The 25,489-nt window shown below is 43.7% G+C and carries 22 protein-coding genes and 1 pseudogene; all 23 read left to right on the forward strand.

Going from position 1 to position 25,489, the window contains the following annotated elements:
* Positions 1 to 52: 52 nt before the first annotated feature.
* Entirely contained in the window at positions 53 to 1,207 is a 1,155-nt protein-coding gene (locus tag MKP07_RS09650; RefSeq protein WP_240847022.1) for a glycoside hydrolase family 43 protein, read from the forward strand.
* 143 nt (positions 1,208 to 1,350) lie between these two features.
* Positions 1,351 to 1,908 carry a family 43 glycosylhydrolase gene (locus tag MKP07_RS38145; RefSeq protein ID WP_317235979.1) on the forward strand — a complete coding sequence of 186 codons (558 nt, stop codon included), beginning with the start codon at positions 1,351 to 1,353 and terminating at the stop codon, positions 1,906 to 1,908.
* The gene (locus tag MKP07_RS38150; protein ID WP_262919230.1) at positions 1,883 to 2,230 is read left to right on the forward strand and encodes a family 43 glycosylhydrolase; all 348 of its coding nucleotides are present in this window, start codon (positions 1,883 to 1,885) and stop codon (positions 2,228 to 2,230) included. Before MKP07_RS38145 ends, MKP07_RS38150 begins: the two co-directional genes overlap by 26 nt.
* Positions 2,231 to 2,272: 42 nt before the next feature.
* Entirely contained in the window at positions 2,273 to 3,670 is a 1,398-nt protein-coding gene (locus tag MKP07_RS09660; RefSeq protein WP_240847023.1) for a glycoside hydrolase family 2 protein, read from the forward strand.
* Positions 3,655 to 4,707, forward strand: a complete 1,053-nt coding sequence (locus MKP07_RS09665; protein ID WP_240847024.1) for a DUF4982 domain-containing protein — start codon at positions 3,655 to 3,657, stop codon at positions 4,705 to 4,707. Before MKP07_RS09660 ends, MKP07_RS09665 begins: the two co-directional genes overlap by 16 nt.
* A 32-nt stretch (positions 4,708 to 4,739) precedes the next feature.
* The gene (locus MKP07_RS09670) at positions 4,740 to 5,567 is read left to right on the forward strand and encodes a glycoside hydrolase family 16 protein (RefSeq protein WP_240847025.1); all 828 of its coding nucleotides are present in this window, start codon (positions 4,740 to 4,742) and stop codon (positions 5,565 to 5,567) included.
* A 397-nt stretch (positions 5,568 to 5,964) separates the two neighbouring features.
* Positions 5,965 to 6,342: a carboxypeptidase-like regulatory domain-containing protein gene (locus tag MKP07_RS09675; protein ID WP_240847026.1), complete on the forward strand. Its 378-nt coding sequence runs from the start codon at positions 5,965 to 5,967 to the stop codon at positions 6,340 to 6,342.
* 17 nt (positions 6,343 to 6,359) lie between these two features.
* Complete coding sequence (locus MKP07_RS09680; RefSeq protein ID WP_240850727.1) at positions 6,360 to 8,906, forward strand: SusC/RagA family TonB-linked outer membrane protein; 2,547 nt, start codon at positions 6,360 to 6,362, stop codon at positions 8,904 to 8,906.
* Entirely contained in the window at positions 8,903 to 9,232 is a 330-nt protein-coding gene (locus tag MKP07_RS09685; RefSeq protein WP_240847027.1) for a hypothetical protein, read from the forward strand. Before MKP07_RS09680 ends, MKP07_RS09685 begins: the two co-directional genes overlap by 4 nt.
* Positions 9,233 to 9,243: 11 nt before the next feature.
* Positions 9,244 to 11,247, forward strand: a complete 2,004-nt coding sequence (locus MKP07_RS09690) for a RagB/SusD family nutrient uptake outer membrane protein (protein WP_240847028.1) — start codon at positions 9,244 to 9,246, stop codon at positions 11,245 to 11,247.
* A gap of 266 nt (positions 11,248 to 11,513) precedes the next feature.
* Positions 11,514 to 12,652, forward strand: a pseudogene (locus MKP07_RS09695) (glycoside hydrolase family 88/105 protein).
* Positions 12,653 to 12,668: 16 nt separating this feature from the next.
* On the forward strand, positions 12,669 to 12,995 hold the full coding sequence (locus MKP07_RS09700; RefSeq protein ID WP_240847029.1) for a hypothetical protein: 327 nt from the start codon (positions 12,669 to 12,671) through the stop codon (positions 12,993 to 12,995).
* A gap of 256 nt (positions 12,996 to 13,251) precedes the next feature.
* On the forward strand, positions 13,252 to 13,800 hold the full coding sequence (locus MKP07_RS09705; RefSeq protein ID WP_240847030.1) for a family 43 glycosylhydrolase: 549 nt from the start codon (positions 13,252 to 13,254) through the stop codon (positions 13,798 to 13,800).
* 16 nt (positions 13,801 to 13,816) lie between these two features.
* Positions 13,817 to 14,143 carry a hypothetical protein gene (locus MKP07_RS09710; RefSeq protein ID WP_240847031.1) on the forward strand — a complete coding sequence of 109 codons (327 nt, stop codon included), beginning with the start codon at positions 13,817 to 13,819 and terminating at the stop codon, positions 14,141 to 14,143.
* Complete coding sequence (locus MKP07_RS09715) at positions 14,065 to 15,117, forward strand: DUF2264 domain-containing protein (RefSeq protein ID WP_240847032.1); 1,053 nt, start codon at positions 14,065 to 14,067, stop codon at positions 15,115 to 15,117. The genes MKP07_RS09710 and MKP07_RS09715 overlap by 79 nt, the downstream gene beginning before the upstream one ends.
* A complete protein-coding gene (locus tag MKP07_RS09720; protein ID WP_240847033.1) occupies positions 15,081 to 15,854 on the forward strand; it encodes a hypothetical protein in 774 nt (257 codons plus the stop codon). The genes MKP07_RS09715 and MKP07_RS09720 overlap by 37 nt, the downstream gene beginning before the upstream one ends.
* 526 nt (positions 15,855 to 16,380) lie before the next feature.
* Positions 16,381 to 19,416, forward strand: a complete 3,036-nt coding sequence (locus MKP07_RS09725) for a SusC/RagA family TonB-linked outer membrane protein (RefSeq protein WP_240847034.1) — start codon at positions 16,381 to 16,383, stop codon at positions 19,414 to 19,416.
* Between the two features lie 40 nt (positions 19,417 to 19,456).
* Positions 19,457 to 19,591: a hypothetical protein gene (locus MKP07_RS38155; protein WP_262919231.1), complete on the forward strand. Its 135-nt coding sequence runs from the start codon at positions 19,457 to 19,459 to the stop codon at positions 19,589 to 19,591.
* Between the two features lie 71 nt (positions 19,592 to 19,662).
* A complete protein-coding gene (locus tag MKP07_RS09730; RefSeq protein WP_240847035.1) occupies positions 19,663 to 20,061 on the forward strand; it encodes a hypothetical protein in 399 nt (132 codons plus the stop codon).
* Positions 20,049 to 21,599 carry a RagB/SusD family nutrient uptake outer membrane protein gene (locus MKP07_RS09735; protein WP_240847036.1) on the forward strand — a complete coding sequence of 517 codons (1,551 nt, stop codon included), beginning with the start codon at positions 20,049 to 20,051 and terminating at the stop codon, positions 21,597 to 21,599. The genes MKP07_RS09730 and MKP07_RS09735 overlap by 13 nt, the downstream gene beginning before the upstream one ends.
* Positions 21,600 to 21,635: 36 nt before the next feature.
* Positions 21,636 to 22,826 carry a DUF5000 domain-containing lipoprotein gene (locus MKP07_RS09740; protein ID WP_240847037.1) on the forward strand — a complete coding sequence of 397 codons (1,191 nt, stop codon included), beginning with the start codon at positions 21,636 to 21,638 and terminating at the stop codon, positions 22,824 to 22,826.
* Positions 22,827 to 22,859: 33 nt separating this feature from the next.
* Positions 22,860 to 24,113 (forward strand): DUF4998 domain-containing protein, encoded by a 1,254-nt coding sequence (locus MKP07_RS09745; RefSeq protein WP_240847038.1) that lies wholly within the window; start codon positions 22,860 to 22,862, stop codon positions 24,111 to 24,113.
* A gap of 95 nt (positions 24,114 to 24,208) precedes the next feature.
* Positions 24,209 to 25,444 (forward strand): fibronectin type III domain-containing protein, encoded by a 1,236-nt coding sequence (locus MKP07_RS09750; protein ID WP_240847039.1) that lies wholly within the window; start codon positions 24,209 to 24,211, stop codon positions 25,442 to 25,444.
* Positions 25,445 to 25,489 lie beyond the last annotated feature (45 nt).

Genomic DNA, 25,489 nt, shown 5'->3' on the forward strand with positions numbered 1-25,489 from the left:
ATTTAGCAACTTTACAGGGCTTGCCGATAGCTTGTTGTAAAGCCGTCTGATAGTGCATTCTTTACTTAATGATAGTGTAACAGCGTATGATCAAAAAAACTACTGGTGGGTGGGGCTTGTTTTATTGTTTCCGGTTTTGCTGAAAGCCCAGGCAAAAACAACGCCTTCAAAATATGAAGGTTATCTTTTTACTTATTTCACGGGGAATAGTAAAGAGGAAGAAGCCATCCGTTTTGCGATCAGCACCAATGGCTACGATTTCCAGGCACTCAATAATAATCAGCCGGTAATAGCGTCTTCGGGCATCAGCTCAACAGGTGGTGTGCGGGATCCGCATATTTTGCGGGGTGCAGATGGTAAGACCTTTTATATGGTTGCAACTGATATGGTGTCTGCTAATGGGTGGGACTCTAACCGGGCGATGGTATTGCTTAAATCAACCGATCTGATCAACTGGACCTCGGCAATAATTAATATTCCGCAAACTTTTAAGGCTTTTGAAAAAGTAAACCGGGTGTGGGCGCCACAAACCATTTATGATTCTAAAAAGGGCCAATACATGATTTATTGGTCGATGAGAGCGGGTAATGACCCGGATGTGATTTACTACGCGTATGCCAATAAAGAGTTTACAGCATTAGCAACAGAACCCAAACAGCTGTTTTTTAGTCCGAACAATGGTGCCTGCATTGACGGAGATATTGTGGAGAAAAACGGCAGGTTTCACCTGTTCTTTAAAACCGAAGGTCAGGGTGCTGGTATAAAAGTGGCTGTTTCAGACAAACTAACGGAAGCATATACGCTGCGCGAATCCTATGTACAGCAAACCAAAGACCCGGTTGAAGGGGCTGGTGTATTTAAGCTCAATGATGGTAGCGGATATATTTTAATGTATGATGTGTATACCAAGGGGCGTTACCAGTTTACGAAAACAACGGATTTTAAAAACTTTAAGGTGGTGGATGAACAGGTATCGATGAACTTTCATCCGCGGCACGGTACAGTATTGCCGGTTACTCAAAAAGAAATAGAACGTTTAACCGCAAAATGGCTGAGCGTTGCAAATGTGTTTGGCTCCGCACAATCCAAACAAATTAAAAAGAACAATATAGTGATGGATACGGTAGCTAAGAAATTATGGTTACCTGTTTTAGCCAATACCTCACTCAATAAGTTCGATCCGCAGTTCAAAAATTTCCAGGGGTAAAGATCTCGGCGTCTGGCTCAGATTTTTCCAAGAGACCGGTTGCTTATACTGTTTCAATAACAGGCCGTAAGCCCGAGACCTGGCAGGTACAGGTATTACAGAACGGAAATCCGGTATTAGCCGGCTACTATGCCGATCCGGAGATACTCTATTCCGAAAAAACCAAAAGGTATTATATCTATCCTACCAGCGATGGCTTTACCGGGTGGGCAGGTAATTATTTTAAAGTATTTTCTTCAGCTGACCTTACCAACTGGAAAGATGAAGGCGTGATGCTGGACCTGCCTAAACAGGTTAGCTGGGCCAACCGCAACGCCTGGGCGCCCTGTATTATTGAAAAGAAGATCAATGGTCAATATAAATACTTCTATTACTTCACAGCAGCCCAGAAAATAGGCGTTGCCGTGGCGGATGAGCCAACTGGACCATTCGTTGATTCGGGCAAGCCCCTGGTGGCAGACAAGCCTGCAGGAATAAAAGGCGGGCAGGAAATTGACCCGGATGTTTTTACAGACCCTCAAACCGGCAAAAGCTACCTCTACTGGGGGAATGGCTATATGGCGGTAGCGGAGCTGAATGAAGATATGATCTCTTTTAAAACGGCATCGCTTCAAATAATTAAGGTAGATAAAACCTACCGCGAAGGAACCTATGTTTTCTACAGGGAGGGAACTTATGCACTTCATGTGGAGCGAAGATGATACCCGTAGCCCTGGTTACCGGGTACGATATGGCACGGCTACCTCACCAACCGGCCCTTTAACAATACCTGCTGATAATATCGTCATACAAAAAAATGAAGCGGAAGGCATTTATGGAGCCGGTCATAACTCGGTAATACAAATACCGGGAACGGACGACTGGTATATCGTCTATCATCGCTTTACTTATCCTAACGGTATTAAAATGGGCAGTGCTGCCGGGTATAACCGCGAGGTATGCATTGACAAGCTGGTATTTAATGCAGATGGCTCTATACGGCAAACGATTCCTACACATAAAGGAGTAACTGCCATAAAATAAAAAATCAACAATTAGTTTCATTCATTCAATCAAAACCTTACAATGGCCCGCTTTCTTTTTCTCTTTACGCTCATCGTTGCAACAAACTGCTTCGCTCAACCCGGATTTGGCGATGCTCATAAGATCAACAACGGTTGGCAATTTACTTTGAATAGCACAGACTCTGTAGCTGAAAAGCCTGCTCAGTCCGCGTCCTGGCAACCCGTTGACCTGCCTCATGACTGGAGTGTACGGCAGAAGCTAGACCCCAAAAATGCCAGTAGCATGGGCTATTTATCAGGGGGTATTGGCTGGTATAAAAAAGAGATCGTAGTGCCTGCATCCAATAAAAAAGTGTACCTCTATTTCGAAGGAGTGTATAATCGCAGCGAGGTTTTGGTGAATGGACAATCGGTAGGTAAACGGCCTAATGGCTATATCTCTTTTATGTACGATATAACACCTTATTTAAAGCCAGGCAAGTCCAATGAAATATTGGTGAAGGCCGATCATCACCGGGATGCGGATTCGCGTTGGTATACGGGATCGGGTATCTACAGGGATGTGTGGCTGGTATATGCCAACCCGGTACATATAGCGCAGTGGGGCGTTTACGCTTATCCGCAGATGACAGACGGATCTGCCGTATTGAATATTGAAACGGCTATTGAAAATAAAGATGCTAAAGAAGAACAACTAACCGTAGTGCAGGAGCTGGCAGGACCTGATAAAAAAGTGGTTGGCCAAAGCAGTACTTCTGTTACAGTGGCGGCTAATAGTTTGGGCAAAGTCGTTGCGGCAATAAAAGTGGCTAATCCCAAACTTTGGAGTTTAAACAACCCCACATTATATACACTACGCACCAAAGTGCTGCAAGCCGGTAAACAAATAGACGCATCAGTAACTACTACCGGATTTAGAAAGTTCAGCTTTGATGCGAATAAAGGATTTGCATTGAACGGTCAATGGATGAAAGTAAAGGGTGTTTGCCTGCATCACGATGCCGGTGTTTTGGGTGCGGCAATGTATAAAGATGTTTGGCGCAGAAGGTTACTGCATCTGAAAGAAGTAGGTGTAAACGCCATCAGAACCAGTCATAATCCGCAGGCAACGGTGGTTTATGAATTATGCGATGAGCTGGGTTTACTGGTAATGGATGAGGCTTTTGATGAGTGGGAGTTTCCCAAACGCAAATGGCTGGAAGGATGGAATGCCGGTACACCTGGTTACCAGGGTACTTTTGACTTTTTCCCTGAATGGGGCGAAAAAGACCTGGCGGATATGGTGCGCAGAGACAGGAACCATCCTTCTATATTTGCCTGGAGCATTGGCAATGAAGTAGATTATCCTAACGATCCTTACTCGCACCCTGTTTTAGATGGTGGTGCGCAAACCGGGTTCACCCAAAAAATATTTGGCGGCTATAAAAAGATGCGCCCGATGCCATGCGCCTGGGTGTAATTGCTAAAAAGCTGGCAGCCGTTGTGCGCGAGTACGACCGGTCCCGCCCGGTAACTGCAGGCCTTGCCGGTGTTGCCATGTCTAACGAAACGGAATACCCATCAGCATTGGATATAGCGGGCTATAACTACACAGAAAACCGTTATACCAGTGATCATAAAAAATATCCCAACCGTGTTATATTTGGTAGTGAAAACCGGCACGACCTGAGCGCCTGGAAAGCAGTTACGGATAACGAACACATATTCGGACAGTTTTTATGGACGGGTATAGATTACCTGGGCGAATCTGGCAGATGGCCTTCGCGTGGTTTTTATTCTGGCTTGCTGGACTTCGGCGGCTTTATAAAACCAAGAGGCTTTTTCAGACAATCGCTCTGGGCCGAAAACCCGATGGCTTATATAGGTACTTACCTGGTGAAAGGTGGCAACAGTTCGCAGGATGTACTCTCACAATCAGAAGGAAAAAGAGAAGAGTATCTGTCAATGGATGCCTGGGCATCATGGAACTATAAAGAAGGACAAACCGTAAGAGTAGTATGCTATACGAATACGCCGAAGGCAAGATTGCTGCTGGATAATAAAGAGGTAGGAGCGATAAAAGAGTACGATGGCAAAACCGGCATTATTTATTGGGATCTGCCATTTAAGCCAGGCGCTTTGAAAGTAGAAGGTTTGAATGCTGCGGGTAAGCTGGTAACTGCTTATACAGTTGCAACTGCGGGTGAGCCAGCTGCTTTACAAATCATAAATGAGAGTAAGAAAGATGACCAGATAAAGCAGGTAGCTGTGCAGATAGTGGATGCCAAAGGAAACCCGGTTTACACGGAAGACGCCAATATTACCTGTACTGTATCAGGCGGTGAGCTGCTGGGACTGGAGGCAGGTGATAACAGCGATATGGGCGACTATACCGATAACGTTCAAAAAACTTTCAGGGGCAGGTTGCTGGCTTACGTAAAGAAGCATCAAAAGTCCGGGCCGGTTAAAATAACCTTTAGCACACCCGGCTTAAAAAATGTAGTGATAACCCTTTAATTGATGGTACGATCAATACTAAAATAGTCCCCATGATTTTATCCATTATTTTTTCGGCGCTTGCTTTGGTGAGCCCAGGCGATACTACCCAGGCAAAGAAAACTGCGGATGATTATAAGCTGGTATGGTCTGAAGAGTTCAATAAAAAGGGAGCTGTTGATACTTCTGTATGGCAGTTTGAAAAAGGCTTTGTGCGTAATAATGAGCTGCAATGGTATCAGCCACAGAATGCCTGGTGTGAAAATGGTAAACTAATTATTGAAGCCAGAAGAGAAACCAAGGCAAATCCCCGTTACAAAGAGGGGAGTAATGACTGGAAAGAAAAACGAAAGGAGATTCAATATACATCTGCCAGTATTAATACCCGCCAGTCTAAGACATGGCAGTATGGTCGTTTTGAGATTCGTGCTAAAATTATTGCAAAACCAGGTCTCTGGCCCGCGATATGGACATTGGGCGTAAACGGGGAGTGGCCCTGGAATGGCGAGATCGATATCATGGAATATTATAAGGGTGATATCCTGGCTAACGTGGCTACAGGCACCAATAAACGGTGGAATGCCAAATGGTTCAGTACACATAAGCCAGTGAGCGCCTTTAAACCCAATTGGGACCAGGCGTTCCATGTGTGGCGGATGGATTGGGATGAAAACTCTATCAAACTTTTTGTAGACGACCTGCTGCTGAACGAGGTAAAGCTGAGCGATGCGAATAATCCTGACGGAAGCAACCCCTTTAAACAACCGCATTATTTGTTGCTCAACCTGGCTATAGGCGGCGATAACGGAGGCGACCCTTCAAAAACGGAGTTCCCTAGTCGCTACGAGGTGGACTATGTAAGAGTGTACCAGAAAAAATAGCTTACCCTGTAGTAAAGGCAGCCAGTACAATAAACCAGGTAAGTTGTTGATCTCTTTCTTGTATAGAGGAACTTCTTTAACAGGGAGGTACTTGCTATGCCTAATTTAGCAGGCCCGTTCAGTTCGCTCACCCGATTAACAAAGGAATTCCAGAACGCCAAACGTTCAGAGGTCCCACAACAACCTGTCAAAAAATCAGTCTGCTACTTATTTATTGATCTTGAAACCATTATAGGAAAATTTATTTTCTTCCTATACCAAAATCACCCCTCTTTTATAACGATTTCTCCCCGCGATCCGGTTGTTCGTGAGCTATTTTCATTCAACAATAAGGGCTAATAGTGTTTAGCTTTTAGCTGTAAGCGTTGTATTCATTTAAATATAAAAACGATTGTTTATGCAAGCCAAATTAAAATTTCGGCGCTCAAAGCTGCTGAATGGTGGTGCCCTGTTATTCCTCATGATGGCACTTTCGGTTGTTACCCACGCGCAGGTTACCATTAAAGGAACGGTTACAAGGGCAGATGGAATGGGTATTCCGGGAATATCTGTGGTAGTAAAAGCGTCTACCAATGGTACGGTAACCAATGACCAGGGGAACTATACTATCAAGTCGAAAAAAGGAGACAGGCTGGAGTTTTCAGGAACCGGCTATGTATTACAGGAAGTGGAAGTTGGAGATAATGATGTGATCAATATAACCTTGCGCGAAACCAACGTATCAATGGATGAGATTGTAGTAGTGGGTTATGGTACTATGCGAAAAAAGATTTAACTGGTTCTGTTGTTCAAATCAGGCCGGACGATCAGGCCAATGCTAATCCCAATACCGTTCAGGACATTCTTCGCGGCGTTCCTGGTCTGCAGGTGGGTTACGATCCATCCGCCAAAGGAGGCGGTTCGCTGCAGGTTAGGGGCCAGCGTTCGGTATATACGGCAGGCGGGCATAATAATCCATTAATTATTTTAGATGGTATGATATTCTACGGGGAGCTCTCCGAAATTAACCCTGATGATATCGGCCAGATTGATGTTTTAAAAGATGCTTCTGCGGCTGCTGTTTATGGGGCACAGGCTGCCAACGGTGTGATCATTATTACTACCAAAAAGGGTAAAGTGGGTAAGCCGGTAATTAATGTAAGCGCGAACGCGGGTCTTACTACCCGTAGCGCTTACCGGGGCGTATATGGCCCTGATGGTTACATGAAGTTCAGGGAAGATTGGTATAAAAAGGACACCTACGGGCTTAATGCAGAATCCGGGAGCTACGAGGCTTATCAAACCGGTACTTTAAAAGGCAAGCTTGGGTATTATGATAGCCCGGATAATCTTTCTCAATATGGAATTACTTTGGAGCAATGGCGGGCTTATACCACTAATGCAGCGGGTGAATCTGATGCGAGCATTTACGCCAGACGTCTGAATCTAAACGATCTGGTACTCGCTAACTATGTTGCGGGAAGAACTTTTGATTGGTACGATCACACTTTTCGTACCGGGTTTAACCAGGATTATAACGCCAGCGTATCAGGCGCCAGTGATAAAATGAACTACTACCTTTCATTTGGACATTTAAAAAATGAAGGAGCCGTAACAGGCAATGTATATCGCGCCACCCGTGCTAATATGAAGCTGGATGGTAAGATCACTAAATGGTTACAGGTAGGCGCTAATGTTAATTTCCAGGACCGTAGCGATGGAGACCTGCAGCCGGGGCTGGGACTTAATTATTGGGACAATAACCAGATACGTCTGAGCCCCTATGCTTCTTATACAGATTCAGCAGGAAACCTGGTACACCGCCCCATGGGACAGAATCAGGGCTACGCATATAACTTTGATTTTAATAAGCAGTTTATTGAAATGGAGAAGGGCTATACTGTGCTAAACAGTATTCTTACTGCCAAGATCACTTTGCCGTTCAATATTACCTATTCTTTTAACGCCTCGCCCCGATACCAGTTTTTCTACGATCGCTATTTTGAGTCTTCAAAACATCCGGACTGGAAGGCCTCCAATAACGGGCTGGTAAACAGGGAGCAGGCAAAACGTTTCGACTGGTCGCTTAACAATACGATCAACTGGGAGCAAACATTTGCAAGAAAACACCGGGTAAACCTTACACTTGTGCAGGAAGCTGAGGAGCGCAGATATTGGCAGGACCGCATCGAAGCCCGCAATATTTTACCATCAGACGCATTGGGCTTTCATAACACCGCCAACGGCGATAAAACAAGAAGCAGCTTCTCTTCTTCTGATTCGCGCCAGACCGCGAATGCGTTGTTTGGCCGCTTATTTTATTCGTACGATAGTAAATATATGCTTACAGCAACCGTACGACGTGATGGGTATTCTGCATTTGGCGCTAATAATCCTTACGGAATATTTCCATCAGTAGCATTAGCCTGGGCATTCACGAACGAGAAGTTCTTTAACTGGGAGCCGATGAGCACGGGAAAGCTACGCCTGTCTTATGGTAAAAATGGTAACCGCGCGCTCGCAGATCCTTACATTGCCCTGGCAAATCTGGGATCAGGAACCGGTCGCTTCCAGGGATACCTCGATGGCTCGGGCGCCTTGGTAAATATGCGTTATTTATCGGTAGACCGCCTGGCGAACCCCAACCTTCAGTGGGAGAAAACTGCTGCATATAATGTGGGCCTTGATTATGGCTTTTTGAACGATCGTATTTCAGGTACCATCGAGTATTATGTAATGAATACGCACGATATGATCATGAGTCAGCGCCTTCCCGGTTTTTCTGGTTTCAGCAGTATTGCCACCAACCTGGGAGAAGTTTCCAACAGAGGGGTCGAGTTTACTATCAGCACCCTGAATCTGAAAACCAATATACTGGAGTGGAATACTACGTTGAACTTTTCTTACAATAAAAACCGGATCAAACATTTATATTATCAATACGAGAATGTGCTGGACGCCTCAGGAAATGTGATCGGTACCCGGGAAATGAATGACAATACGAACGGTTGGTTTATTGGTCAGCCTATCGGTGCTATATGGGACTACAGGGTGACAGGGATCTGGCAGGCAAGTGAAATAGAAGAAGCAAAAAAGTATGGGCAAAAGCCTGGCGATCCAAAGGTGGCTAATAACTACACTGCTGATGATAAGAAGAACACTGATGGCTCTACAACTCCTGTATATAATGATAAGGACCGGGAATTTATGGGACCAACAGCTCCGCCTGTACACTGGCAGCTGCGCAACGACTTTACACTTTGGAAATCCCTGGCGCTCTCCTTTAATTTATATTCTTACATGGGACATAAGTCTATCGACTGGAACTACCTTAATCGAGATAATGATTTGGCTCTTTGATCACTAATGGACTGAATACATTTACAAAGGAATATTGGACGCCACAAAATGCAACCAATGATTATGCAAGACTGGATGCACAGGGACCAGGTGGTGTAGCTTCTCCTGGTAAAGTGTATGACCGCTCCTTTATCCGCTTCGAAAGCATATCAATGGGTTATACGTTGCCCCGAACCTGGACCAGTAAATACCAGATGTCTAATGTAAAAGTATATGGATCGGTGCGTAATGTGGCGGTATGGCAAAAAGACTGGCAGTATGGCGACCCTGAGACAGGAGGGCTAGCTACAAGGATTTTTTCACTGGGTTTAAACGTTACTTTCTAAAATATACAGACATGAATTTACCGATATATAAAAATAGAAAAGCATTATATACACTTACACTCGCAGCAACTGTAAGTGGTGCGCTATTCCTTGGAGGCTGTTCTAAAGAGTTTTTAAAACCAGATCCATTATCTTTTTACGAGCCAACTACTACCTTCAGCACAGAAAGCGGGCTACAGGCAGCGTTGGCGATGGCAGACCGTCATATTCGTACTTACTGGACCAGTTTTGAAAATCGTAATATTTCTGTTCCTATTGGTACTGAGTATTTATTTTCTGAGTTAAGCGTTGCTTCTAAAACGGATGATGCATCTCTCTTTGCAGATGTGCCCACGCAGTTAACGCCTATCGGAGGCCCCGGGTATGATGCGGGAAACTGGACTACTTATTTCTGGGACCAGACTTACGAGGGTATTAAATATGCGAACACTATTCCCAGCTTTATTAACAATGTAACCGGGTTAGATGATGCTACTAAAAACGCCTACCTGGGAAGGGCTTACTTTCACCGGGCATTCCGTTATCTTTCGCTGGTATTCCAGTTTGGAGACGTACCGTTAGTAACTAAAATCCTGGAAGTACCCAAGCAAAACTACAGGTCCACCAAACGTGAGGCGATTCTGCAAATGATCACTAAGGATATGGAGTTCGCGATTCAATGGGTACCCGAGCAAAAAGATATGATCTATAAGGGCATGGTGAATAAAGGCGCCTGCCGAATGCTTTTGATAAAATGCTACCTGGCTACGGGGCAGTTTCAGAAGGCAAAGGATCAAGCAGACATATTGATCAATCAGTCTGGTTACGAGCTGATGAAAAATAGCTTCGGTACTTTTATAAATACTTACTCGCCTCAAACCTGGCAGGTAACACGCAACGTGATCTGGGACCTGCACAGGCCGGAAAATAAAATGATTGCCGCCAATAGGGAGGTAATTATGGGCATGCCTAACCGGGGAGCTACAGCGGAGTCGATGATTGACTTTTTAACTCTGCGTATTTTTGGTCCGAGTTATACCAGTGGCTCAGATTTAAAAACGCCTGATGGTAAACAGGCTGTTCAAAATTATGCCCGAAACAATGGTAGCTATCGCCAGAATTATGATTATATAAGATCGATTGGTCGTGGAATTGCCACCTGGAGATTAACTTCTTTTGCTACTAAAGAAATGTGGAACGTTAATGGTCAAAATGATCTGGGAGACCTGCGGCATAACAGTACAGTTGGTAACTGGGGTAGAATGGACTCTATAAAATACAATGATCCCACCAGTACCTGGTTTGGTAAGAATTTGCTCTTCAACCATCCAACAACCGGGGCTTTGTTGTGCACCGATTCATTACGGGTTTGGTTTGACTGGCCTCATTATAAAATATACCTGCAGGATGTAGTGGCTGAGGCTAACCAGGGAGCCAACCAGTTCAACGGCGCTACCAACGGAAGCAATGCAGACTGGTACCTTTACCGACTGGCAGAAACTTATCTGTTACGCGCAGAGGCTAAATACTACCTGGGCGACGCAGCAGGTGCAGCAGCAGATGTAAATGAAGTAAGGAAAAGAGCGGGTTGTACCCAACTGTATAATACCGTTACAATAGGAGAAATTATGGATGAAAGAGCCCGTGAATTGTACCTGGAGGAGTGGAGACATATGGAGTTAAGCCGTGTTTCTTACTGCCTTGCACTAAGTGGTAAACCCGATGAGTGGGGAAATTCCTATGATGTGAATACTTATGATAAGCAGGATGGCACCGGTACAGGCGGCGGCAGCTATTGGTATCAGCGTGTGGTTCGCTATGGTATGTATAATAAAGGAGAGATTGCTGTAAGGCCACGCACAATTAATTATCGCATGGCAAAGCATAATCTTTACTGGCCTATACCTAATTCAGCCATAACAGCAAATAACAAAGGGCAGTTAGCTCAAAATTTTGGTTATGATGGATACAATGCAAATACGCCGAAATGGGAAACCTGGGAAGAGGCTGTAGCTGATGAAAGCAAAGTTCAATAGTTTAGATCATTTGAAGATTGGTATAGATAATATAATTGGGCTGTCTCTTTTACAGAACACAATAATTAGACAGCCCTTTTTATATATCGATTGTAAAAAATGTGATATCGAAGTGATTTTTGCTTTTTGCCGGCTGCTTTAATGAATTTACCCCCACAAAAAACGAATATGCCCCGCTGTTATTCTGGTTGAAATGGCATATTGCAGGCAATAGGTCTGCCGATTTAAGTAATCTGAATTTTAAATCGGCTCAAAACTAATCGTCTATGAATTTAAAAATTTTGGTTGTCGCTATAGCCTTTTTGTTTCAGAACAAAAGTGAGGTGTTAGATGCAGAGGCGCGTAAATATCCATCCAGAACGGAAGTACTGTCTCATATTCGTAAAGTAAATGATTATTGGCAAAGAACGCATGTTAAGCCTGGCTGGGCTTTTTGGGATGTGGCCGCTTATCACACAGGCAATATGATGGCATATAAGCTCACAAACAATGATGTTTATAAAACCTATTCGGAAAAGTGGGCAGCGCATAACAAATGGATGGGTGCCACATCTAACAACAAGGCCGAATGGAAATACAACTATGGCGAAACCAATAAACATGTTCTTTTTGGTGACTGGCAGATCTGTTTTCAAACCTATATCGATTTGTATAATCTTGATAAGGTGAAAGATCCGAAAAAGATAGCCCGTGCAAAGGGGGTAATGGAATACCAGATGAGCACACCGCAAAATGATTATTGGTGGTGGGCAGATGGCCTATACATGGTAATGCCGGTGATGACCAAAATGTACCATATTACGGGCAACTCCTTATATCTTGATAAAATGGGACAATACTTTGAGTATGCTAACAGCATTATGTACGACTCTGTGGAAAAGATATATTACAGGGATGCCAAGTATATTTACCCCAAACATAAAAGCGTAAACGGTAAAAAAGATTTTTGGGCGAGGGGTAATGGTTGGGTAATAGCGGCACTGGCAAAAGTGTTGGAAGATCTCCCGGCAAACGATAAAAACAGGAAAGAATATGAAAATAAATTTTTAGGTCTTGCTGTTACGGTGAAAAAGCTGCAACAGCAGGAAGGTTACTGGACACGCAGTATGATGGATCCCCAGCATGCGCCAGGACCAGAAAGTAGCGGCACGGCTTTTTTACTTATGGTTTGTTATGGGGAATCAACAATGGATACCTGGATAAAGAAGAATACTGGCCGTCTGTACAAAAAGCATGGAATTTTCTTACAAAAACGGCTCTGCAGCCCGATGGAAAAATAGGGTATGTGCAACCGATAGGAGAACGTGCTATACCAGGCCAGGTAGTGAATAAAGATTCTACTGCCGGTTTTGGAGTGGGCGCTTTTTTGTTAGCTGCGGCAGAAATGTACAAATTGGTTAAATAATAGTATGATCATGAAAATGAAATACAAACTGCAGGTTTTTCTTTGTTGTGTTGTTATAAACATGGCAATGTATGCACAGGCACAGCAAAAATTACAGCATTTTAAGCCGGGTGAACTGTGGATGGATGATAAGGGCAATCATATCAATGCCCACGGAGGCGGCATCTTATTTTACAACGGTATGTATTATTGGTTTGGCGAGCATAAAGGGGAACGGTCTAACAATGCTTATGTTGGCGTAACGGTGTATGCTTCAAAAGATCTGTATAACTGGAAGAATGAAGGCGTAGCATTTAACGTCAATGATGATAAGGAAGTCTCACGCAGCGCGGAGCGATTATAGAAAGGCCCAAAGTTATTTACAATAAGCATACAAAGCAGTTCGTCATGTATTTTCATCTGGAACTGGCGGGGCAGGGTTATGGCGCTGCTTATGCAGCTGTGGCTGTCAGCCATAAAGTTACAGGTCCTTATACCTTTCTACGTGCTTCAAGAGTGAACCCTGGTTACTGGCCGTTGAATATGCCGGGGGCGATCGCAGGCAAAGAATCAATCCTGATGATTACAAAACCTGGTGGACCGCTAAATGGAGAGAGGGCGTGGAAAAGGGGCTGTTTGTGCATGAACATTTGTACAGCGGCCAGATGTCAAGAGATATGACTTTGTTTGTAGATGACGATAACAAAGCCTATCATATTTATTCATCAGAGGAAAATCTAACACTGCATATTGCAGAGCTTTCTGATGACTATACGCAACATACAGGCAAATATATTCGTATAGCGCCCGCAGGCCATAATGAAGCACCTGCCATTTTTAAAAGAAACGGGAAATATTATATGATTACTTCTGGCTGTACGGGTTGGGACCCTAATGCCGCCAGGCTTTTGGTAGCAGATCAGATAATGGGTGAGTGGAAACTGCTACCCAATCCCTGCGTAGGTGATGGGGCTGATAAAACATTTCAGTCACAGGGAACTTATATTTTACCTGTAGCCGGAAAGAAAGATGCTTTCATTTTTATGGCTGACCGCTGGCGACCTAAAAATCCCATAGACGGACGCTACGTTTGGCTGCCTGTACAATTTAAAAATGAGTTGCCGGTTTTAAGTTGGCTGGATGAATGGGATTTAAAAGTATTTGACTAATAGAGAGCGATTGTATATGAAAAGTTTTTTTATTTTAATTGCGGTAAGTATTTGTTATAGCCAGTTGTTATATGGGCAGGGTGGCTCCATGAGTTGGGACACCGTATTGCAGCAGAAGAGAGTTGCCAATCAACCTGCTTTTAAGGTAACCAATCCCGACTATAAGAAAAGCCCGAAAACCGGTATGACCCGGGAACACTGGAAACAAATGGCTTTGTATTTACTAAGGGGGCATTTAGCTATGTCGACAATATCGACGATCCCATGCAGTTTCCCCGCGAGCCGGGCAAGAGCTATCCCAGGCAAGCTTCGCAGGTTCCTACTGAAAAACTCGAAGGTCTGAGCCGCACTTTATTTATTGCCGCACCTTTGTTGAAAGAAGACTCCAACCTGGTATTGAATAAGGTTCGCGTGGCAGATTATTATCGCCACCAGATATTAAACCTCTTAAACCACCAAAGCGAATCCTATATTAAACCGCAGGATAAGAACGGTGGGCCGAGCCAGATACTGGTAGAATTTGGAGCTTTAGCGGTATCCTTATTTTATGCGCCCGAAGTATTGTTTGATCCTTTAACCAAAGAGCAACGGGACCTGTTAGCGCATACCATGCTCAGTTATGGTGATGGTAAAACTGTTCCTTCCAATTGGAAGTTCTTCAACATATTTGTATTGAGCTTTTTCAAAAGCAAAGGCTATGCGGTTAATGAAAAACTATTAGTTGACTACCTGGATAAATCCCTGGATCACTACCGCGGAAATGGCTGGTATAATGATAACCCAGCTTACGACTATTACAGTATGTGGGCCTTCCAGATGTATGGACCATTATGGGCTGAATACTTTGGAAAGAAATACTATCGAATACGCGCAGAAATTTCTAAAAACTTTGATGACCTCAAACAGAAATATCCTTTTATGTTTAGTAAGGACGGCAATATGATTGTTTGGGGAAGAAGCATGACTTATAGAATTGGTGCGATCGTTCCATTTACTTTGATGGGGTTACAAAATGATCCGGCAGTTAACTATGGCTGGATGCGCCGGATCGCCTCCGGTGTGATGAAGCAGTTTATAACACACCCTGAATTTATGAAAGACAATGTGCCTACACTAGGCGTGTATGGTCCTTTTGAACCTGCGGTTCAGCCCTACAGCTGTCGCGGAAGTGTGTACTGGATGGGCAAAGCTTTTTTTGCATTGATGTTACCAAAGGATAGTCCGTTCTGGACTGCTACAGAAAATGATGGCGCCTGGGAAACGGAGATGAAAAAGGAGAAGTGTACAATCGTTTCGCAGATAGCTCCAATATTTTGATAACCGATTATCCCAATATAGGTGCATCTGAAATCAGGGCCTGGTGCAAGGTAAAATTGATAGGCGCCTGGGAAACTTTTCGCGCCAGTGAAAATTATAATCGCCTTTCTTATAACAGCGCATTCCCCTGGCAGGCAGATAGCGTGGAAGGTGTAGTGTCTATGAACTATCTCATCAAAAATCAAGACAAGGAATGGGAGCCGTTGAGACTATACGATTTTAAAAAATTTGAAGAAGGTATTTACTATCGTGATGCGGTATTGGAAACAAATCCTGGTGTAAAACTAAAGCTGACGGATATACCGCTTGCTAATGGTATCCTTAGAGTTGATAAGATCAGTTCGCCAGTTGAAACTGAAATAAGGTTGGGACATTATGCATTACCTAAACTGGCAAAAAACATTACTACTTCACACAAAAAAGTAAAAGGCAAAGATGTTGTGATTATAGACAACGGTGTATACCAATTAGCCATGGTTAATTATGAGGGATGGGATAAGGTATACGATGTTAATACAACGGGTGTTCATCCTCAAAGTAAAGATAGCAGGGTAATTAATGCCGCAACCAATGTGGCTGCTGAAAAAGAAAGGACATGTATTACGCTGATGCTTTGGAAAAAATCCGGCGAACGTTGGTCAGATGATGAGCTAATACCCGTTAAAAAAGTAACAATCATTAATGGAGTGACAGAAGTGCAACTCTATGGCAAGTCGAAAGAACTAAATATAAGATAGGCTAAGCCTTGCTGATGGGAAGGAAAAAAAGGTCTGAGTGCCAGCTTATCGTGTAAATATAGTAAGCAGGAATTCTTAACGAACAGCCGTCATAACTGTATAAGTATTGGAGTATATCATGGAGTGCTCAAAGTGGCTCCAGTACTGCATTACAATACAAACGATACGGTGTAAACACATGAGTTAAATTTTGGTTAACAACGGTTAATATCTAACAATGAGTAATAGAGAAAAACAGATACTTTTATAAAAGTAGAATTGACAAATATTGTATGAGCTTGCGATTAAACAGAACATAATTTGACTGGAGAATTTATATAACAAACCAAACTTTTCGATGATGCAGAAAGTGTTGAAATTGAAAATTACCGACAGATAATAGCCTTTCGTTGCTGCTGTAGCAGATAGACAAAGCTTTTTTCGATGCCATAAAAACCGGCCTCCAGGGCTGGCTGGGAGAGGTATGCACTTCAACGAAATGCACGGAGCTAAAAATTATTTTTCATTTAAACCTTACAAATCAGGTATGCTTATTCGATTTTACTTTAGATGCTTACTTGCAGTTGGTCTTGCCTTTATCATACAAGGCGATGCTATTGCACAGCAGCAAAACATTGTAGTAAAGGGTACTGTTACTACAGATGCAGGAGCGGCGCTTGCCAATGCTACCGTCTTCCTTAAAAGCGACTCTACCCGGGCTACACTAACAAGCGTGAACGGTGAATACCAGTTGGAAGTACCCGCTAATGGTACGCTTATCTTTTCGGCCATAGGCTTCGCACGAATAGAGCGGTCGATACAAGGAGAGTCTGTTATAAACGCCACCCTGACTGCACAGTCTACGACTATTGACGAGGTGGTAATAACAGCATTTGGTAACAAGCAAAGACGATCCAGTATGGTTAGCGCTGTAGCTACTATTAACCCCGAAGAGTTAAAAGGGCCTACCAGTAACCTAACTACTATGATGGCGGGCCGGGTTGGCGGTATGATTGCCTACCAGCGGAGTGGTGAGCCTGGTGCTGATAATGCCCAGTTCTTTATACGGGGACTGGGAACATTTGGTACCGGCAAACAAGACCCGCTGATATTGATAGACGGTATTGAGTCAAGCAATACAGATATGGCACGTTTACAGCCCGACGATATTGCTGCCTTTAGTGTATTGCGTGATGCGACTGCGTCTGCTGTATACGGTGCACGGGGCGCCAATGGTGTTGTTTTAATTACTACTAAAGTAGGTTCAGCAGGTAAAACCAAGTTTACATTACGCTCAGAGGTTACCGCGTCTTCCAATACACGAAATTTTGAGTTTGCTGATAATATTACTTATATGCAGTTGGCCAACGAGGCTGCACTTACCCGCAATCCGCTGGCTCCATTACCTTATTTACAAACTAAAATAGATGCAACAGCCCGCCCGGATGCCGATCCATTGTTATATCCTAACAATAACTGGATTGAACAACTGGTAAAAGATTATACGATCAATACCCGTAATAACCTGAGCATTGCCGGCGGGTCTGACAAAGCCCGCTATTATATCGCCGGAACTTTTAACGTAGACAATGGTGTATTAAAAGCGGAAAAACTTAACAATTTTAATAGCAATGTAAAGCTGATCAACTATAGTGTAAGATCGAATGTGGATCTGAAGCTTACCCGTACTACAGATGCCGCTGTTAGGGTATATGCCCAGTTTGACGATTATAAAGGACCCTTGCTGGGTTCGAACGGGGAAAACGGTGGCTCGCGCATTTTTAGAACTGCCATTTGGGCCAATCCGGTAATGTTCCCGGCAATTTATCCCTCCTCAATGGCAGAGTTTCCAACACATCCGCTGTTTGGTAATGCCATCGCGCCTAATGGAGGTCTGTATGTAAATCCTTATGCAGAAATGGTGAAGGGCTATTCGGAATATAACCGTTCTAACGTGCAGGCGCAAATCGAATTGAAACAGAATCTCAATGCAATCACGCAAGGTTTAAATGCACGGTTGATGTCTTATGTAAGAAGAGAGTCTTACTTAAGTGTATCCAGAAATTACAATCCCTATTTTTATACGACACAGCTTACCGATGGTGAGGTAACCTTATTAAGACTCAACGGTGGAGGCCTGGGTTCAATAGGAACCGTAGGTACAGAGTATCTTAATTTCTCAGCCGGTTCGAGAGATGTGCTGGCTACTTTTTATACGGAAGCAGCGCTCAATTACGATCGTGCTTTTGGAAAGCATACGGTAGGTGGTATGCTGATCACTACGCTGCGTAACTATGTGTCTGGCAATATGAGTAGCCTGCAGTTATCGCTGCCGGCGAGAAACCAGGGACTTTCCGGAAGATTCAGTTATGGATATGACAGCCGCTACCTGGCGGAGTTTAACTTTGGCTATAATGGATCTGAACGTTTTGCAGAAAATAGCCGTTTCGGATTCTTTCCTTCCTTTGGCTTAGGGTATGTGGTATCTAACGAGAAGTTTTTTGAACCGCTTACCCACGTTATTAACAACTTTAAATTAAGAGCGACCTACGGGTTTGTAGGTAGTGATCAGATCGGTAATTCGGCCGATAGGTTCTTTTATCTCTCAGAGGTTGGTATGAACAATGCTGACTACGGCGCCACTTTCGGAGAACTGTATGGTTATAACAGGCCCGGTGTATTAGTGAGCCGTTATGCAAATCCAAATATTACCTGGGAAAAATCAGAGCAAATAAATCTGGGTATGGACCTGCGTTTGTTCAAAGCCTGGGAGCTCAATGTAGATGTATACCGTAACAAGCGCAGCAATATTCTCAGTGGCCGTACTTATATACCAACCACAATGGGGCTCCAGGCCAGCATTATAGCTAACACTAATGAGGGTCAAAGTGAAGGCATAGATGTAATGACTACTTACAACAAAGACTTTGGTGGAGGATGGAGCACTCAGTTACGGGGCAATTTTACCTATGCTACCAGTAAAGTATTAAAATATGATGAGCCTACTTATGGTGAGAATGAATGGTTTCTTTCCCGGGTAGGCAACTCAATGGCGCAACGTTACGGTTATATAGCGGAGCGTTTATTTGTAGATGACTACGAGGCAATGAACTCGCCTATACAATTTGGAGGTACGCCTGGTGTGGCTAATGGCGGATCTTATGGCGGAGGCGATATTAAGTACCGTGATGTTAATGGCGACGGCGTTGTTGATAACCGCGATCAGGTGGCTATTGGCTTTCCTACTTCTCCCGAAATTATTTATGGATTTGGAGGTACCATAGCGTACAAGAGTTTTGACCTGAGCTTGTTTTTTCAAGGTTCAGCAAGATCATCGTTCTTTATTAACTCCGAAAACATAGCTCCATTTGTATTCAACAACGGGAGCCAGAACGCCTTATTGCAGGTTATTGCAGACAGCTATTGGAGCGAAGAGAATCGCAACTTATATGCAACGTGGCCGCGCTTAAGTCAAAACTTCGTCAATAATAATAGCAGGGAAACGGTGGCCGGCGAGACATCAACCTGGTGGATGCGAAATGGTAGCTTTCTACGCTTCAAAAAATGCGGAGCTCGGGTTTAATCCTCAACCGCGCATCATTAAAAGGTTTGGGCTCACTTCAATGCGGGTTTACTTAAGCGCCACCAACCTCGCAGTATGGAGCAAGTTCAAAATGTGGGATCCTGAGATGGGTGGCTCAGGCCTGGGTTATCCTATTCAGGGCGTCTACAATTTTGGTTTACAGGTTGCTTTTTAATCATCGTCTTACATAACTCAATATAAAATGAAAATCTATACTTTTTTACCGATGTTATAAAAAGACATATTGTGGTATTAGGAGCAGTATTGCTTTTAGCAGGCTCATCCTGTAATAAATACCTTGATATAGTTCCGGATAATATCGCTGTTATCGATAATGCTTTTACCATGCGTATTGAGGCAGAGAAATATTTATTTACCTGCTATTCTTTTCTTCCCCGTAATGGTGATCCCGTGTATAATATTGGCTTTTTGGGAGGTGATGAAATATGGCTTCCGCGTAATCCCAGGGATTTAGACGCGTATGCATGGGGTACTTTAAACATATCCGGAATCGCTACGGGCGGGCAAAACGCGGCAGAACCTCGTTTAGATGCATGGAGAGGCTGGTGGCAGGGCGGAGGCCCGGGCGATCGGTATGGACTTTGGAAGGCTATTCGCAACTGTAATATTTTTTGGAAAATGTAAAGGACCTTAGTAAGGTGCGCGATCTTCGATTAGACGAGCGTACACGATGGATAGCGGAAGTGACCTTCTTAAAAGCCTACTACCATTATTATCTTTTGCGCATGTACGGCCCTATTCCTTTAGTAGATGTTAATATCGATATCAGCGCACCAGAGGAAGAAGTACGCATTAAACGAAAACCATTCGATGAGTGTGTAAATTATATTTCTGATCTGTTGGACCAGGCTGCGCCTAATCTTCCATCTGTTATTTTAGACAGAACAACAGAGTTGGGTAGAATCACACGGCCCATAGCTCTTGCCATAAAAGCAAAGCTTTGGTTAATGGCCGCCAGCCCGCTTTTTAACGGTAATCCGGATTACACAAGCTTTAAGGATAAAGATGGGGTAGCGCTTTTCCCTGCCAGCTATGATGCCACTAAATGGGACAAAGCTGCGGAATATTCAAAGGCAGCTATTGATGCAGCCGAGGCTGGAGGGCATAGTTTACACCGGTTTTTGGGTACTACGTTTCAATTGTCCGACACAACGCTTCAACAGCTGAATATCAGAACTGCTATGACGGAAAGATGGAGCACAGAACATGTTTGGGCCAATCCAAACAGCAGGGCAGGATTTGATATGCAGGCCCGTGCCATGCCTAAACTGGCAGCCGAAGCAAGTGGACAGGCCAGGATGCAGTTTGCCGCTCCAATGAAAATTGTAGAAATGTTTTACTCAAGCCATGGAGTACCTATTAATGAGGATAAATTGATTGATTTTAGTAATCGTTACACTACGAGACTGGCCGTTTCTTCAGAAAGGTTTTACATAAAAGAAGGCTATGAAACTGCCCGTATCAACTTTGACCGCGAGCCTAGGTTTTATGCCTTTCTTAGCTTTGATGGCGGTGTATGGTATAAATATGACAGCCCTTCCAATACAGACGAAAATACTTGGGTGGTAGAGGCTAAGTATACACAAGCCTCGGGAGCAACCGATGCCCTGGGATTTTTAAACGAAACGGGCTATTTTATCAAGAAACTGGTAGACTGGAATGCCACACACACCAACAGCAATCAGGGTATTAACTATCGCGATTACCCATGGCCGGAAATCCGCTTGCCTGACCTGTACCTGATGTATGCTGAAGCATTAAACGAGAGCCAGGGTCCTGTAGGCGATGTATTGCTATACCTCGATAAAATCAGAACGCGTGCTGGTTTGGAAGGTGTTGCTGCTGCCTGGTCCAAGTACTCAACTAATCCGTCTAAGTATACCACAAAAGATGGCATGCGTGACATTATTCACCAGGAAAGAGGTATTGAGCTATCGTTTGAAGGGCAACGTTTCTGGGATCTTCGTCGCTGGAAAAAAGCTGCAGAATCAATTAACCAGGCCATTACAGGGTGGAGTGTATACCAGGATAAAACAGCCGACTATTACCGGGTGCGCACGATCTATACACAAAACTTTGTATCTCCACGCGACTACCTGTGGCCCATACGAATTGACGATTTGAGAGTAAATCCTAATCTGGTACAAAACCCAGGGTGGTAATAAAAACGAATAAATATTCTTAAAAACTTTATAGCTATGAATAAAGTAAATATACTGATCTGCTTTCTTGCTGTTTTGATAGGAACAGGGTGTGGCAAGGAACGAACGCTGGAGCCGCTTGAAAAAAATAGCCGGCCTCCGGGAAAAATATCAAATGTGCAATGGACTGCCGGACCGGGCAAGGCTACCATTACCTATGCACTTCCTTCAGATCCGGATTTGCTATACGTAAAAGCTGTTTACAGCCTGGCTAATGGACGCGAGATGGAAGTAAAAGCCTCTTATTATATTAATAACCTTACGGTGGAGGGATTCGGAGATACAGAAGCGCATGAGGTAAAGCTGTATGCTGTAAACAGGAGCGAAGTGGCTTCTGATCCTGTATCAGTACAAATAACGCCACTTGAAAATCCTATCTGGGGTGTTTTCCGAAGTCTTGCAATTACGCCCGACTTTAGCGGAATAAGGGTTACAGCCAAGAATATTTCAAAATCAAGTATGGCATTTGAAGTGTTCGCAGAAGACAGCACCGGTGTTCTAAAGCCAACAGCCAATAATATTTATACTTCAGCTGAAGATGTAATCAGAACGATCCGTGGTTATGACTCTATTTCGAGAAATTTTGCTGTAACAATAAGAGATCGCTGGTTAAATTACAGTGATACATTATTTGCAAAGCTTACTCCCTTGTACGAAGCCGAAATACCAAGATCAGGCTTCAGGGCCGTAACATTGCCGGGCGATGTAGGACTACATACATCCACGCCTATGACTGGCATGTGGGATAATGTTGCAGATTGGTGGCCTAATATCGTAATGACAAGTTCGGCAGTGCTTACGCCGCAATGGATCACTTTTGATATAGGTAAACTGGCTACGCTAAGCCGTATAGTGATTTATGATTACGGCGAGTATTATAATGGACGTACTTACTTTTATGCGGGTAACCTGTTAGACTTTGAAATATGGGGTTCCAATAATCCTCCTTCTGATGGCAGCTTTAACAATTGGGTAAAGTTGGGCACATTTAAGTCTGTAAAACCATCGGGCACTCCCTACGGTATCAACACAGCAGAAGATCTTGAAGTAGCAAGAGCAGGTATTAGTTACACTTTTGATGCCGGAATGCCTAAGGTAAAATACCTCCGTATAAAGAGCAATAAAAACTGGCAGGGAACCACCTATTTTGCCATTGCAGAAGTTCGAGTGTTTGGTGATCCCAGATAAGTAAAAACAATTTTAATCACTAAATTTCTTCAAATGATCAAAATAAAATGCTTGAATATTTGCCTGGTTGTTGTAATAGCAACCTGTGCTATCGCACTCCTGCTTTCCTCCTGCTCCAAAGAAGATGCTTATAAAAAATTTACAGAAGGGGGCGAGATTGCTTACACTGGTAAGCTGGATTCTATAAAAATATACTCGGGCAAAAACAGGGTAATCATCAGGGGCTTGTTACTCGCAGATCCTAAGGTAACCAAGTGTGTTATCTACTGGAATAACAGGGTCGATTCGGTGGTTGTTCCGGTGACGCGTACTCAAAATGTGGATACACTCATGGTGGAATTGAAAAATTTGCAGGAAGGAGTACACAATTTTATTATTTACACCTACGATAACCTGGGCAACGAATCGGTACCAACTTACAAGGCTGGAAGGGTATATGGAGAAAGGTATTCCGGCACACTTTTAAATAGACCCATTAATAACGCCTTTACTAACGAAGCCGGGCTTACAGTCATCGATTGGGGTGCTATGGACAGGTTAAGCGGAATTTTTGCTACAGATATGACCTATACGGATGCTTCTAATCAGCAACGAACTATTAGGGTTCCAATTGATTCTGTTGCTACCAGGCTTACTGATTTTAAAGAGAAAACCAGCATACAGTTCAGAACCTTGTTTAGACCTGATACCTTAAGTGTAGATACATTTTATACTACCTACACAACAAAGTATATTCCCAAGTTTAGTCAGACGGATCTTACAGCAACATATATTAAGAATGCCGGACCCAATATTAGGTATAGCTCAATCAACAGCGCTAACAGGTGGGGTATTTTGGCAGATTGGACCAGCAATGCGGCTATAAATAATGCCAGTGGGTTTGGTTCTCTTGAGCTAAGGTCTGGTGTTGGAAATATATCGATGGAAGCAGGTTGGGGTTTGCCGAATGTAACCAACGGGAAAATTTTTCAAACGATAACACTACCAGCCGGCACTTACAGGTTTAGTATAGATATGACTGAATTTAATACGGGCGGCTCGAAATTTATTTGCGTTGCTGCAGGTACCACATTGCCAGACGTAAGTGGTGTTACCGGTGGCAGTATTGGATTTGCGAACCTTGAAGGCAAAGTGATGGAATTTACTCTGGAAGAAACAACCCAGGTTTCCATTGGCTTTGTGGCAACCCTCACAGCACCTTCCGGGGAGGCCTGTACAACAAGATTAAATCGGTTAAATTGTATAAACTGGAATATTTGTAGATGCTTTTACTTCAGCATTAAATAACAGGGCTTTTTGAATGAATATGTTCTTTCGAAAAGCCCTGTTTGATTAACCCAATAACATCTTTTTGGTGTATCATCCACTGTTTAAATTAACCCATGAGATTGAGACGATATTTCTTATTTGCAATGATCCTGCTTTCATCTTTGTATCTTAACTCCTGTTCAAAAGACGAGGCTGGCACAATAACCCCTGAGGAGCCGGTGGCCCCGGCAGTAAGTGTAGCAACTATTACCACTGTCGTTCCCCATACCATTACTACCGTTGAAGCGCAAGCAGGAGGTCGTGTAACCAATAACGGTGGCGCAACAGTTACAGAGCGAGGTATCGTGCTGGGCACTGCACCTTCGCCTACCGTAAGTAATATAAAATTTAATACAACCACAGCTTCGGGCGATGGTTCTTTCACCAGCAGGTTAACAGGCCTGTCTGCCTCCACCAAATATTATGTACGGGCGTTTGCCGTTAATGCTGCCGGTATCGCTTACGGCAACGAATTATCTTTTACAACTGTGGCAATCGGGTCCGCTACTTTTAACATAGCACCTTTGTACATTATTGGTAACTCCTTAGCTCATTGGGAGGTGGAGTTAACGGCAGATGGTGGGGACCCCGTAACCGAGCGTGGGCTTTGCTGGTCGCTTACGGAAAATCCAACGATAGCGGATAGTAAAAGCACTGATGCCGGGAAAGGAATCGGAAAATACACAGGAGCTATAACCGGGTTGCAGCCTCAAACGGAATACAATGTACGGGCTTATGCGAAGAACGGTGGAGGTATCAGCTATAGTGCTAACATGAAGTTTAAAACAATTCGCAAAGGCAGCCTTACTTATACATTTAATAAATCGGCTAGCCCTTCTACAGAAGAGCAGGCCGCTTACACCCGTTTGCAAATAGCTATAGACAGTGCTGTATGGTATGTAAACAATTATACTTCTGCAGTGAAGCATGTATGGTTGAACTATGTGCCCGGCGTAGCTACTGCCGATGCTAACAATGAAGGTTGGATGCGCTTTGGAACGGGAGAGGGATATCAGAATCTACGCACGATGCTACATGAACTAAACCATACTTTTGGTACCGGTACCACCAGCTGGTGGACAGGGAAAATAGTAGGAGGTAAATACCAGGGTGTCTTTGCAAATGACTTACTAAACAAAATACAAAAATCTACAGGAGCCCAGATCAGCGGCGATACGCAGCATTGGTGGCCGTATGGGCTCAACCAGAATTCGGAAGTGACTTCCAGCCGGGACTATGTTTTTAACTGCCTGTTGATTGAGCAAATGAGAAGGGATGGTTTATCTGCAGCTGGTGTATGGATACAATAAGTAATGCTGCTTAAAGATGTATTAACAACAGTTTGCCAATAAGGA

The sequence above is a fragment of the Paraniabella hibiscisoli genome (assembly GCF_022512515.1).
GTDB lineage: Bacteria > Bacteroidota > Bacteroidia > Chitinophagales > Chitinophagaceae > Niabella > Niabella hibiscisoli.

Bases quoted from the DNA above. Each gene is read 5' to 3' on its own strand.
- MKP07_RS09675 (WP_240847026.1), top strand. From the start codon at position 5,965: ATGCAAGCCAAATTAAAATTTCGGCGCTCAAAGCTGCTGAATGGTGGT.
- MKP07_RS38150 (WP_262919230.1), top strand. From the start codon at position 1,883: ATGCACTTCATGTGGAGCGAAGATGATACCCGTAGCCCTGGTTACCGG.
- MKP07_RS09700 (WP_240847029.1), top strand. From the start codon at position 12,669: ATGAAATACAAACTGCAGGTTTTTCTTTGTTGTGTTGTTATAAACATG.
- MKP07_RS09660 (WP_240847023.1), top strand. From the start codon at position 2,273: ATGGCCCGCTTTCTTTTTCTCTTTACGCTCATCGTTGCAACAAACTGC.
- MKP07_RS09750 (WP_240847039.1), top strand. From the start codon at position 24,209: ATGAGATTGAGACGATATTTCTTATTTGCAATGATCCTGCTTTCATCT.
- MKP07_RS09670 (WP_240847025.1), top strand. From the start codon at position 4,740: ATGATTTTATCCATTATTTTTTCGGCGCTTGCTTTGGTGAGCCCAGGC.
- MKP07_RS09690 (WP_240847028.1), top strand. From the start codon at position 9,244: ATGAATTTACCGATATATAAAAATAGAAAAGCATTATATACACTTACA.
- MKP07_RS09745 (WP_240847038.1), top strand. From the start codon at position 22,860: ATGATCAAAATAAAATGCTTGAATATTTGCCTGGTTGTTGTAATAGCA.
- MKP07_RS09740 (WP_240847037.1), top strand. From the start codon at position 21,636: ATGAATAAAGTAAATATACTGATCTGCTTTCTTGCTGTTTTGATAGGA.
- MKP07_RS09710 (WP_240847031.1), top strand. From the start codon at position 13,817: ATGAAAAGTTTTTTTATTTTAATTGCGGTAAGTATTTGTTATAGCCAG.
- MKP07_RS09715 (WP_240847032.1), top strand. From the start codon at position 14,065: ATGCAGTTTCCCCGCGAGCCGGGCAAGAGCTATCCCAGGCAAGCTTCG.
- MKP07_RS38155 (WP_262919231.1), top strand. From the start codon at position 19,457: ATGCGGGTTTACTTAAGCGCCACCAACCTCGCAGTATGGAGCAAGTTC.
- MKP07_RS09665 (WP_240847024.1), top strand. From the start codon at position 3,655: ATGCGCCTGGGTGTAATTGCTAAAAAGCTGGCAGCCGTTGTGCGCGAG.
- MKP07_RS09725 (WP_240847034.1), top strand. From the start codon at position 16,381: ATGCTTATTCGATTTTACTTTAGATGCTTACTTGCAGTTGGTCTTGCC.